Genomic DNA, 11,249 nt, shown 5'->3' on the forward strand with positions numbered 1-11,249 from the left:
GTAACCGGAAACAGGGAACACCATGACCTTCTTCTTCGAGATCCTGATCGGCGGCCTGCTGTCGGGACTGATGTACTCGCTGGTGGCGCTCGGCTTCGTGCTGATCTACAAGGCCTCGGGCGTGTTCAACTTCGCCCAGGGCGCCATGGTCTACTTCGCCGCGCTGGCGGTGGTGGGGCTGATGGACAAGGGCTTGCCGATGTGGGCCGCCGTGATCGGCGCCTTCGGCGTGATGCTGGTGGTGGGCATCAGCACCGAGCGCTTCGTGCTGCGCAAGCTGGTCAACCAGCCGCCCATCACGCTGTTCATGGCCACCATCGGCCTGTCCTTCTTCCTCGAAGGGCTGGGGCCGCTGCTGTTCGGCAACGAGGTGCGGCCCATCAACCTCGGCATCGTCGACGAGCCGATCGAAGCCATCCTCACGCGCTTCAATATCGTGCTGTCCAAGTTCGACCTCGCCGCGGCGGCCATCGCCGGCATCCTGGTCGGCGCGCTGGCGCTGTTCTTCCAGTTCACCAAGGTCGGCCGCGCGCTGCGCGCGGTGGCGGACGATCACCAGGCGGCGCTGTCGCTGGGGATCCCGCTGCAGCATATCTGGGCCATCGTGTGGGGCGTGGCGGGGTTCGTCGCGCTGGTGGCGGGCATGCTGTGGGGTTCGCGCAATGGCGTGCAGTTCGCGCTGACGCTGACCGCGCTCAAGGCGCTGCCGGTGCTGATCCTGGGCGGCTTCACCTCGGTGCCGGGCGCCATCGTCGGCGGGCTCATCATCGGCGCGTCCGAGAAGCTGGCCGAGATCTACATTCCGCCGGTGTTCCAGTCCGCGTTCGGCGGCAACTTCGGCGGCATCGAAGGGTGGTTCCCCTACGTATTCGCGCTGCTGTTTCTCCTCGTCAGGCCGGAAGGACTGTTCGGCGAGAAGCACATCGACCGCGTCTGAGCGGCACGGCCCCAACAGGAGACAAGCCCATGTTCTATCGTGAAGCCGGCCAGTTCAAGACCACCTACGTGGCCGACAGCCAGGTATTCCCCATCCGCCAGGACCGCATCGGCTTTGCCGTGCTGATGGCGGTGGCCTTCGTGGCGATTCCGTTCACCGCGTCGGAATACTGGTTCTCCGCCATCCTGATCCCGTTCCTGATCTTCGCGCTCGCCGCGCTCGGCCTGAACATCCTGACCGGCTACGCCGGCCAGCTCTCGCTCGGCACCGCCGCGTTCATGGCGGTGGGGGCCTATGCTGCGTACAACTTCCAGCTGCGCATCGAAGGGCTGCCGGTGCTGCTCACCTTCATCCTGGCCGGGCTGTCCGCCGCGCTGGTGGGCGTGGCGTTCGGCCTGCCGTCGCTGCGCATCAAGGGCTTCTACCTCGCCGTGGCCACGCTGGCCGCGCAGTTCTTCGTGGTGTGGGCGCTGACCAAGTTCCCCTGGTTCTCCAACAACAGCTCCTCGGGCGTGATCACCGCGCAGAAGCTCGCGCTGTTTGGCATCGCCATCGACACGCCGGTCAAGAAATACCTGTTCGTGCTGGCGCTGGTGACGGTGCTGGCGATGGTGGCCAAGAACCTGGTGCGCTCCTCCACCGGGCGCGCCTGGATGTCGGTGCGCGACATGGACGTGGCCGCCGAGGTGATCGGCATCCCGCTGATGCGCACCAAGCTGCTGGCGTTCGCCGTCAGCTCGTTCTACTGCGGCGTGGCCGGCGCGCTGTACGCGTTCTGCTACCTCGGCTCGGTGGAGCCGGACGGCTTTTCGCTGGACCTGTCGTTCCGCGTGCTGTTCATGATCATCATCGGCGGCGTGGGCAGCATCCTCGGCTCCTTCCTCGGTGCGGCCTTCATCCTGCTGCTGCCGATCTTCCTGGACAACCTGCTGCCGCCGCTGGCCGCGCTGCTGCACCTGCCCTTCACCAACGCGGCGGTGTCGCACATCCAGCTGATGGTGTTCGGCGCGCTGATCATCTTCTTCCTGGTGGTGGAGCCGCACGGGCTGGCGCGGCTGTGGCAGATCGCCAAGGAAAAGCTGCGGCTGTGGCCGTTCCCGCACTGAGCCGCCAACAGGTTTTCGAGGTCGGACCAAGCAAAACGGGTATTCCATAACAAACACACACCTGCCAAGGTGAAGGAGACTGTCATGACCATCCTGATTCGCAACCTGCAGCGCATTGCCGTGGCGGCGGGCGCGTGCGCCGCGCTGCTGGCGCCGCCGGCCGCGCAGGCCCAGAGCGGCGAGCAGTTCGTGGCGCTGCCCAGCTACCGCGTGGGGCCGTACGGCGCCAACGGGCAGTCCTTCTACGGCGGCTTCATCGACTATCTCAACTACGTCAACCTGAAGGAAGGCGGCGTCAACGGCGTCAAGCTCTCGTGGGAAGAGTGCGAGACCGAGTACAACAACGCCAAGGGCGTGGAATGCTATGAGCGCCTGAAGGCCAAGAGCGCGGCCAGCAAGGGCACCGCGTACCACACCATGTCCACCGGCATCTCCTACGCGCTGGTGGACAAGACCTCGGCCGACAAGGTGCCGCTGGTGATGATGGGCTACGGCCGCACCGACGCGGTGGACGGCTCGGTGTTCCCCTACGCCTTCCCGCTGGTCACCACCTACCAGATGCAGGTCTCAGCCATCGTCAAGTTCCTCGCCGCCAAGAACAACGGCTCGCTGGCCGGCAAGAAGATCGTCTACCTGTACCACGACTCCGCCTACGGCAAGGAACCCATCGTCGCGCTGGAGGCCGAGGCCAAGCTCGGCAAGTTCAACCTGGTCGAGATCCCGGTGGCGCACCCCGGCAACGAGCAGGGCGCGCAATGGCTCAAGATCCGCCAGGAAAACCCCGACTACGTGATCTTCTGGGGCTGGGGCGTGATGAACCAGACCGCGCTCAAGGCCGCGCAGAAGGTGGGCTACGCGCGCGACAAGATGATCGGCTCGTGGTGGGCCGGCTCCGAGGAAGACACCGTGCCCGCCGGCGACGCCGCCAAGGGCTACATGAGCGCCACCTGGAACGTGGCCGGCAAGAACGTGCCGCTCATCGCCGACATCGACAAGGTGGTCTACGGCGCCGGCAAGGGCAACATGCAGGACCGCAACAAGGTCGGCTCCGTGCTCTACAACCGCGGCGTGTCCGCCGCCGTGGTCACCGTGGAAGCCATCCGCGTGGCGCAGGCCAGGTACGGCAAGGGCAAGGTCATGAGCGGAGACGACATGCGCTGGGCCTTCGAGAACCTCAACGTCACCAACGCGCGCCTGCAGCAGATCGGCGCCACCGGCCTGCTGCCCGAGATCAAGACCAGCTGCGACAACCACGAAGGCTCCGGCAAGGTGAAGATCCAGCAATGGGACGGCACCAGGTGGACCGTGGTGTCCGACTGGATCGAAGGCAACAAGAACCTGATCCACCCGCTGTTCAAGGCCACCGCCGCGCAGTTCGCCAAGGAAAAGGGGATCACGCCGGCGTGCATGAAGTCGTGATGGCGTTGGTTTGCTCCCCTCTCCCATGAAGTGGGAGAGGGGCCGGGGGAGAGGGCAGGGCGCCGGCAGAAGCGAAAGCGCTCACTCCGGGCGAACGCCGGCCCTCTCCCCCAACCCCTCTCCCGCAGGCGGGAGAGGGGAGCAAGGCGGCGGGAGATTGAACCGCCAACTGTTGCCTCTCCGCTTCCGCGCAGCGAAAGAAGGGAGCAGGAAAACGCCAGGCGCAGCAAGAAAGAACCACCAACCGAGCCGTACCATGACCCTCTTGTCCGTCAACAACATCGAAGTCATCTACGACCACGTCATCCTGGTGCTCAAGGGCGTCTCGCTCGACGTGCCGGAAGGCCGGATCGTGGCGCTGCTGGGCGCCAACGGCGCGGGCAAGACCACCACGCTCAAGGCCATCTCCAACCTGCTGCATGCCGAGCGCGGCGACGTCACCAAGGGCTCCATCGAATACCGCGGCGACCGCGTGGACCGCCTCACGCCCAACGCGCTGGTCAGGCGCGGCGTGATCCAGGTGATGGAAGGGCGCCACTGCTTCGCCCACCTCACGCTGGAAGAAAACCTGCTCACCGGCGCCTACACGCGCGGCCTCTCGCGCGCCGAGACGCGCGACGCGCTCGAGCGCATCTATGCCTATTTCCCGCGCCTGAAGACGCGCCGCAAGTCGCAGGCCGGCTACACCTCCGGCGGCGAGCAGCAGATGTGCGCGATCGGCCGGGCCATGATGGCCAAGCCCAGCATGATCTTGCTCGACGAGCCCTCGATGGGCCTGGCCCCGCAGATCGTGGAAGAGATCTTCGAGATCGTGCGCGACCTCAACCAGCGCGAAAAGGTCAGCTTCCTGCTGGCCGAGCAGAACACCATGGTGGCGCTGCGCTATGCCGACTACGGCTACATCCTCGAGAACGGCCGCGTGGTGATGGACGGCGCGGCCGAGGCGCTGCGCTCCAACGAGGACGTGAAGGAGTTCTACCTCGGCGTGGCGGCCAATGACGGCGAGGGCGGCGGGCGCAGCTCGTTCCGCGACGTCAAGAGTTATCGCCGAAGGAAGCGCTGGCTCGCCTGAGAAGGACTCATGGATTTACTGCGCGGCCCCGGGCACGTCCCGCGGTGCTCGCCGTACCCATGTACGGCTGCGCGCCTCGGACGCGCCGCGAGCTGCTCGCTACGCTCCCTGAGCCCTTCCCGGGACCATCTTCCGGCCTGGGCAGAGTTATTTTTATCACGATGATAGCCGCTCATTCTCATTCATACGCGATCCTGAGCCAAACCATGTCCGAACACTTCGATTCGCTGGAGACGCGCGCGCCCGCCGCGCGCGCGCAGGCCCTGCTGGCGGACCTGCGCCGGCAGGTAGCCCACGCCAAGGCGCACGCGCCTTACTTCGCGCAGCTGCTGCGCGAAGTGGACCCGGACGCGCTCGATTCGCGCGCGGCGCTGGCCGCGCTGCCGGTGACGCGCAAGTCAGAGCTCACGCAGCGCCAGCGCGCCGCGCCGCCGCTGGGCGGGCTCAACGCCACGCCGCTGGGCGGCCTGCGCCACATTTTTCAGTCGCCCGGCCCCATCCACGAGCCGGACGGCCACGGCGCCGACTGGTGGCGCATCGCGCGCGCCATGTTCGCCGCGGGCTTCCGTGCCGGGGACCTGGTCTACAACACCTTCTCCTATCACTTCACGCCGGCCGGCATGATGATGGAAAGCGGCGCGCACAAGCTGGGCTGCTGCGTGTTCCCGGCCGGCGTGGGCCAGACCGAATCGCAGGTGCAGGCGCTGGCCAGCCTGCAGCCGGCCGCCTACGCCGGCACGCCCTCGTTCCTGCGCATCCTGCTGGAGAAAGGCGACGAGATGGGCCTGCCGTGCACCAGCCTGCGCAAGGCGCTGGTCACCGGCGAAGCGCTGCCGCCCTCGCTGCGCGCCTGGTTCGGCGAGCGCGGCATCCGCGTGCAGCAGATGTACGGCAGCGCCGACGTCGGCCTGATCGCCTACGAAAGCGAAGGTGCTGACGGCTGGGTAGTGGACGAAGGCGTGCTGGTGGAAATCGTCGAGCCCGGCGGCACGCAGCCGATGCCCGACGGCGAGGTGGGCGAGGTAGTGGTGACCGTGCTGGGCAATGGCGATTACCCGCTGATCCGCTTCGGCACCGGCGACCTCTCCGCCTTCGTGGCCGGCTCCGCCGAGCGCGCCAGCCCGTGCGGGCGAACCAACCAGCGGCTCAAGGGATGGCTCGGCCGGGCCGACCAGACCACCAAGGTCAAAGGGATGTTTGTGCATCCCGGGCAGGTGGGCGAGGTCATGCGGCGGCATCCCGAGGTACGGGCAGCGCGGCTGATCGTCACCGGCAGCGTGGGGGCCGACGTGATGACCCTGCATTGCGATGCCACGCAGGGCGACGACAACCTGGCACGCGCCATCGGTGAATCATTGCGTGAAGTATTGCGCCTGCGCGGCGAAGTGCATTTTGTGGCGGCGGGGTCGTTGCCGGAGGACGGGAGGGTGATTGAGGATGCCAGGAGTTATGAGTGAAGGTTTATTGGTGGGTTTTGTTTAGAGTATGCATGCCTTCGTGGGCCTGGCGGCTCGGACTTTGATTGGTTTATTCTGGAGTCTGCTTGCGGCTGCGGGCCTAGCGGCTTGGGCTTGGTAGCCCATTCGCACACATGTAAGTGTCACTTTTCTTTTCTCGAAAAGAAAAGTAACCAAAAGAAAGCGATTCTTGCAGAAGGCTGGGCGCTCAGACTTTAAATCTGATGGTGGTTTCGTGGTGGGCACGTTGGCTTCGACGAGGCTGCTGACGCTACCGGTTTGCTCGCCTGTGGCGTCGCGGGTGGTGTTCGATTCGCGGTGAAGCTGCATGATGGCGTAGGCCCCGGTGGTTCAAGCTGCTGCCGCGACCGGAGCGGATGGGCACGTCATAGGCGCCGCGCTTGTGGGGTGGTGCTTGGTTTGGCATAGCAGGAAAGAAACAAAAAAAGGCTCCAAAGCCAATAAAATCAAGGCTTTCAGCCAATTTCCCCGCTCTGCGCCCTTTGGCACAAAACAGTCAAAAAACGAGCACCTTCTGAACAGATTTTGCACAAGGATTGGCACAGAGCGGGCGCCCATAGTCACTTCCTGCGCATGACGGCCAGATACAGCTTCTCCAGTTGGTCATCCGAGAGGTCAATCAAGGACTCCTTCCGCCAGGCTTTGCGCACGTAGTTGGTGCGCCAATGCTCCCAGCCGAACTCCTGGCACCGCGCATGGATAGCCCGCACCCGGCGCTCGCGCCAGCCCGCCGATCTATTCGCACCAGGCATGCCATCCAGCCTTGCACGCCAGCGCACGAGGTAGCTCTCGGCGCGATCAAAGGCGTCGGAAGCAATCTCCGCGTATGAACTGACCTTCATATGGGTGTTCAGGCGCTTCATTACGGCTGCGGGGGAGACCTCGTGCCCCTCCAGAACCCTTGATACGCCTACGATTTGGTCTCGTAGATCAAGGAGCCGGCGTTTCTGGGCGGCATCCAGGACGCCGCAGCCGGTTTGGACAACTGTGACCTTGGGGCGGACGTTAAAAACGTTGTGAACGTTGCCGTTCCCCACAAAGACAGTGCCACCACTCACGGTGACATTGGGCATGACCTGCCCTGGCGCGCTTGCTGGCGCCATCCCTTCATCTTCCCCGACCAGTTTGGCCCAGGCGTCGGCGAACCGGCGCCCTTTTTCTTGTACTACCACCTGCATTACCTCCTGAGCGGCCGAAGTCAGGAGATTGGCACCTTCCACCGGCCGCACTATGGAAGGGCCAGTTGTTGTTCTTCCTCTATATCGACCACCGGTGCGGCGGCCTTAACGAGCTCACTGCAGAAAGCTGCAAGGACCATGCAGCTTCGACTAAAAAGGCTGCAGCTTCCCTGCGCCCCTTTGTTTTCAAGGCTTCCACGGGATTTAACTCGGCATCTAGCGCGCGCGAAAGCTGCAGGCGAGATCAGGCGACCAGCCGCAGTATCCGCTCCACGCTCGGCCCCTCTGCTTTCCCCGTTTCGACAATGTAGTCGTAGAGCAGCGCAGCGAGCTCAGCCTTCTTCTTGGCGCTTGCGCGGACGCCTGCGGCAGCGATCTTGGTCTCAAGCTTTTCTAGTACCACCTCCAACAACTCGACATCCAGCGGGCCTGCTGACGGCTGCGCTCTCTCCCCGGAGTCGTCAAAGGTCATTGAGCCTTTCCCCGTCAACAGCCAGTCGACGCTGATCCCGAGGCTGCTGTAACAGGCCAGCAAATCCCCGCCCGGCATGCTTTTTCCTGCTTCATTGCCCTGCAATCCCGGCTTAGAAATCCCGAATTTGTCGGCCAACTTTTGTTGAGAGAGGCCAAGGAACTGCCTTGCTTCCTTCAGGCGCGCGGCAACGTCAGCCTTCCTCATTTCTGTCGCACTTGCCATCAGAACACCTCCCCAGAAGTGCGACACGCGTGTCGCACTTCACCAACTGTGTCGCACTTAGCGAAATCCTCAATGGAATCAAATGGTTGGAAATAACATGCCATTTGGCATGTCAAATCCGAAGTGCGACATCGCAAAACACGTTGCGTGGCGTGATGCACCATGCTATTGTTTGCTCCCATGGATAAGTTAAACACACCAAAAAAACCAGTCCTTGGTTCGAACAAGGACTGGCACCGGGTCGACATCAAGGCCGCGCTGGAACGGGCTGGGTATTCCCTCCGTCAGCTCAGCCTCCAGCACGGCTACGCACCCGGTTCGCTCAAGGCCACGTTAGACAGGCCGTGGCCTTGCGCGGAGCGAATCATCGCCGGCGCCATTGGCGTGCACCCGGCCGAAATCTGGCCAAGCCGCTATGACGCCAGCGGCAATCCCATGAGTGGTCGGAATCAACGCGGCATTGGCCGCTGGTCTACCCGTAAGTCTATCAGCGCACTTAACCATCGCAATGTTGAAAGCGCGGTGGCAGCTTAACTACGCCCCGTCCCAAGGATTTGACATATGAAACGGCGAGCAAATCAGGCGAAAGCGAGCAACCAGCTGGAGCTGTCCTTCTATGAAGTCCCCCCGCAACCCAAGAACGAGGCAGGTAGCTTGGACATCGCGATGAACATCCGCGAGGCCCTGGTCGACACCCTTGGCGGTGCTGCCGGTCGCGGTATGGACCGCCATGACGTGGCGGCACAGATTTCCCGCCTTGCCCACTACGACATCAGCAAGAACATGCTAGATCGCTACTGCGCGCCGAGCGCAGACGGATGGCGCTTTCCCGCCGAGGCCATCCCGGCCTTGGTTGTTGCCACCGGTGACTACCGACTTCTGGAGATTCTGGCTGCCGCCTGCGGCTGCAAGGTCTACCGAGGCCAGGAAGCCATGCTGGCGGAAATTGGCGCCCTGACTCTCCAAGAGCGCACTGTTAAGGATCGCCTCGCTGAACTGCGTCGCACGGTGCCGAAGTCGGTTCTTGACCGGCTGGTCGAGGAGGAAGCCAAGCGCAGCGGGGGGCGCCAGTGAAGGTCGGGTTCGACTTGATTGCCGAGGCGCTTTCCATGACGAAGCGCTCGGCAGAACGCCTGTCTTTGCGGGAGGGATGGCCTTTCTCCCTTGAGCCCGTTCGAGGTGGTCATCGCAAAGTCTTCTCCATTGCAGATCTTCCCACCGACATCCGGCGGAGGGTCGAGCGTCGAGAGGGGCTTAACGCGAGCGCTGACGCGGCAGTTGCCATCGACGTCGCCATCGCCCGCATCCGCCAATCGGCGGCCGAGAAGGCTGAGCAGCGCCGCCTGCAGGGCGAGGCCAACCTCAAGAAGCTCCTGGACAACATGTCCGAGGGGGTTAAGGCTCGCCTGGACGCCCGCTTCGCCGTCGTGCGCAGCTGGGAACAGTGGTTTGCCGCGGCCCGGTACATGACGCGCTCGGTCAGTTGGGAGGCCTATGCCCAAGCCTACAACGCCGGTGAGCTGCAGGTCGCCCACGAAGTCATCGTCGTCTTTCCGAAGGTGTCCGCCCGCTCGGTCCAGCGCTGGGTGCTGGACTTCGAGCGCGACGGCATGGCCGGTCTCATTGATGAGAACGACGGGCGCCTGCGCAAAGACGTCAACGTCTTCACCACCCAGCCCCTCCTGGAGAAGGTGACCATCGCGCTGCTGATCGAGCGCCCGCACCTGGGGGTGCAGAGCCTGCTGGACCTGATCGAGGCTGCTGCCACCGATGAGAAGACCGGCGCGCCGCTGTTTAACGTCCCGACGTACCACCAGGCGTACCGCTTCCTGAAAGCCTGGAAGGCCAAGAACGCCGAGCTGCTCAGCGCGTCGACCAACCCCGACCACTGGAAGAACCACTACATGACTGGCTTCGGCAACGCCTCGGCCGACGTGGTGCGCTTGAACCAGCGTTGGGAAATGGATGCGACGCCGGCCGACTGGATGCTGACCGACGACGATGGCACCCAACGCCGTTACAGCGCCTCGGTCGTCATCGACGTGTACAGCCGCCGCATGATCGCCGTGCTGGCCCCGACCCCCAAGACCGAGACACACAAGTTCGCGCTGCGCCAGGCCCTGCTGGCCTGGGGTAAGCCAGAGGAAATCGTGACCGACAACGGTAAGGACTACCAGAGCGTGGACTTTCAGGAAACGCTGCGCCAGCTCGAAATCCACCACCACACGACGGCGCCTTTCTCGCCGTGGGAAAAGCCCCACGTCGAGCGCGGTATCCAGACCATCCTGCACTCCAACCTGGAAGCGCTCTCCGCGTTCGTAGGCCATAACGTTACCGAGCGGTCCGCCATTGAGGCGCGCCAGAGCTTCGCCGAGCGCCTGTTCAAAAAGGACCAGGTCGTTGCGCTGGCCCTGCCGGCGGCGAAGCTCCAGCAGCTCATTAACGACTGGTTGGCGGGCACATACGAGCAGCGCGAGCATAGCGGCCTGGACAAGACCCCGTTCGAAATGGCTGCGGCCTATCGCGGAAAGCTGTCCCGAATCCAGGACGAGCGCGCCCTCGACCTGCTGCTGGCCCAGCCGGCCGGCAAGGGAAGCTATGTGGTGACGAAGAAGGGCCTGACCATCGAAGGCGCGAACTACATCGCCGCCGAGCTGGGCCTGTATGTCGGCCGCGACGTCCGCGTGCGTCAGACGGCGGACATGGGCGAGCTCGTGGTCTACCACGAGGGCGAATTCGTGTGCGTGGCGGTCTGCCCGGAGCGCACCGGTGTGTCGCGCAAGGAAATCGCCGCCCACGCCCGCGAAAAGCAGCGCGAGAACGTGCAACGGCTGCGCCGCGAGGCAAAGTCCACGAAGACCAACCCCGACCAGTTGATCGGATCGCTGCTGCGCAAGCGCGCGGAGGCTGCCGGCAAGCTGGCCGCGCTGCCCCAGCCCGCTGTTAAGCACGAGACGCCGGCCCTTGCCGCCGCTGGCGCGGCCCATCGCGCGCTGGCCGGTCGTCAGGAAGCCGCCCCGGTGCCGGCTGACCTGCAGCACATTCTCGACGCCCGCAAGCAGGCCGAGAGCAACCCCATCCCGGCCGAGGTTTCACCTCCGGCCACCAACGTCCACGCCATCCCGCTGACATCGCAGTTGCGCTTCCGTAAGTGGCTGGAACTCGACCAACTTATCGCCAATGGAGGTTCTATCGACGATGCCCGCCTGATCCGCTGGTACGGCACATACCCGCAACACCCTGAGTTCATGCCCATGAAAAAACGCCACCTGGAGCACGAACTCCAGGTGGCGCGTAGCGGCGATAGCAGCACGGTTGCACCCGTGCAGCACGCCTTCCGGTAAATCAAAAGCGACTTCATT

The 11,249-nt window shown here is 64.1% G+C and carries 10 protein-coding genes; 8 read left to right on the forward strand and 2 right to left on the reverse strand.

The window, feature by feature from the left end; translation table 11 throughout:
- The first annotated feature begins 22 nt into the window (after nt 1–22).
- From ACKI2N_RS02340 to ACKI2N_RS02360, 5 genes are all read left to right on the forward strand, one after another.
- Nucleotides 23–937, forward strand: coding sequence for a branched-chain amino acid ABC transporter permease (locus ACKI2N_RS02340; protein WP_020206308.1), 915 nt, complete (start codon nt 23–25; stop codon nt 935–937).
- A gap of 29 nt (nt 938–966) precedes the next feature.
- Nucleotides 967–2,043 carry a branched-chain amino acid ABC transporter permease gene (locus tag ACKI2N_RS02345; RefSeq protein WP_420996199.1) on the forward strand — a complete coding sequence of 359 codons (1,077 nt, stop codon included), beginning with the start codon at nt 967–969 and terminating at the stop codon, nt 2,041–2,043.
- Nucleotides 2,044–2,127: 84 nt separating this feature from the next.
- Nucleotides 2,128–3,462: an ABC transporter substrate-binding protein gene (locus tag ACKI2N_RS02350; protein ID WP_420996200.1), complete on the forward strand. Its 1,335-nt coding sequence runs from the start codon at nt 2,128–2,130 to the stop codon at nt 3,460–3,462.
- Between the two features lie 256 nt (nt 3,463–3,718).
- Nucleotides 3,719–4,534 (forward strand): ABC transporter ATP-binding protein, encoded by an 816-nt coding sequence (locus tag ACKI2N_RS02355; RefSeq protein ID WP_059410357.1) that lies wholly within the window; start codon nt 3,719–3,721, stop codon nt 4,532–4,534.
- A 206-nt stretch (nt 4,535–4,740) separates the two neighbouring features.
- A complete protein-coding gene (locus ACKI2N_RS02360; protein ID WP_420996201.1) occupies nt 4,741–5,991 on the forward strand; it encodes a phenylacetate--CoA ligase family protein in 1,251 nt (416 codons plus the stop codon).
- A gap of 581 nt (nt 5,992–6,572) precedes the next feature.
- Here ACKI2N_RS02360 and ACKI2N_RS02365 read toward each other — a convergent pair.
- Complete coding sequence (locus tag ACKI2N_RS02365) at nt 6,573–7,190, reverse strand: hypothetical protein (RefSeq protein WP_420996202.1); 618 nt, start codon at nt 7,188–7,190, stop codon at nt 6,573–6,575.
- A gap of 244 nt (nt 7,191–7,434) precedes the next feature.
- On the reverse strand, nt 7,435–7,887 hold the full coding sequence (locus ACKI2N_RS02370) for a helix-turn-helix domain-containing protein (RefSeq protein ID WP_420996203.1): 453 nt from the start codon (nt 7,885–7,887) through the stop codon (nt 7,435–7,437).
- A 162-nt stretch (nt 7,888–8,049) separates the two neighbouring features.
- Between ACKI2N_RS02370 and ACKI2N_RS02375 the strand changes: the two genes are divergently transcribed.
- From ACKI2N_RS02375 to ACKI2N_RS02385, 3 genes are read left to right on the forward strand one after another with little or no spacing between them, the layout of a single operon-like run.
- Nucleotides 8,050–8,421 (forward strand): helix-turn-helix domain-containing protein, encoded by a 372-nt coding sequence (locus ACKI2N_RS02375; protein WP_420996204.1) that lies wholly within the window; start codon nt 8,050–8,052, stop codon nt 8,419–8,421.
- Between the two features lie 27 nt (nt 8,422–8,448).
- The gene (locus tag ACKI2N_RS02380) at nt 8,449–8,961 is read left to right on the forward strand and encodes a hypothetical protein (RefSeq protein WP_420996205.1); all 513 of its coding nucleotides are present in this window, start codon (nt 8,449–8,451) and stop codon (nt 8,959–8,961) included.
- Nucleotides 8,962–8,996: 35 nt separating this feature from the next.
- Nucleotides 8,997–11,231, forward strand: a complete 2,235-nt coding sequence (locus ACKI2N_RS02385) for a transposase (protein WP_420996206.1) — start codon at nt 8,997–8,999, stop codon at nt 11,229–11,231.
- Nucleotides 11,232–11,249 lie beyond the last annotated feature (18 nt).

This window comes from Cupriavidus sp. 30B13, from assembly GCF_049059565.2.
Classification (GTDB): Bacteria; Pseudomonadota; Gammaproteobacteria; order Burkholderiales; family Burkholderiaceae; genus Cupriavidus.

What these genes read in the sequence shown, in the direction of transcription:
- ACKI2N_RS02340 (WP_020206308.1), top strand. Translation starts at nt 23, where the DNA reads ATGACCTTCTTCTTCGAGATCCTGATCGGCGGCCTGCTGTCGGGACTG.
- ACKI2N_RS02345 (WP_420996199.1), top strand. Translation starts at nt 967, where the DNA reads ATGTTCTATCGTGAAGCCGGCCAGTTCAAGACCACCTACGTGGCCGAC.
- ACKI2N_RS02350 (WP_420996200.1), top strand. Translation starts at nt 2,128, where the DNA reads ATGACCATCCTGATTCGCAACCTGCAGCGCATTGCCGTGGCGGCGGGC.
- ACKI2N_RS02355 (WP_059410357.1), top strand. Translation starts at nt 3,719, where the DNA reads ATGACCCTCTTGTCCGTCAACAACATCGAAGTCATCTACGACCACGTC.
- ACKI2N_RS02360 (WP_420996201.1), top strand. Translation starts at nt 4,741, where the DNA reads ATGTCCGAACACTTCGATTCGCTGGAGACGCGCGCGCCCGCCGCGCGC.
- ACKI2N_RS02365 (WP_420996202.1), bottom strand. Translation starts at nt 7,190, where the DNA reads ATGCAGGTGGTAGTACAAGAAAAAGGGCGCCGGTTCGCCGACGCCTGG.
- ACKI2N_RS02370 (WP_420996203.1), bottom strand. Translation starts at nt 7,887, where the DNA reads ATGGCAAGTGCGACAGAAATGAGGAAGGCTGACGTTGCCGCGCGCCTG.
- ACKI2N_RS02375 (WP_420996204.1), top strand. Translation starts at nt 8,050, where the DNA reads ATGCTATTGTTTGCTCCCATGGATAAGTTAAACACACCAAAAAAACCA.
- ACKI2N_RS02380 (WP_420996205.1), top strand. Translation starts at nt 8,449, where the DNA reads ATGAAACGGCGAGCAAATCAGGCGAAAGCGAGCAACCAGCTGGAGCTG.
- ACKI2N_RS02385 (WP_420996206.1), top strand. Translation starts at nt 8,997, where the DNA reads ATGACGAAGCGCTCGGCAGAACGCCTGTCTTTGCGGGAGGGATGGCCT.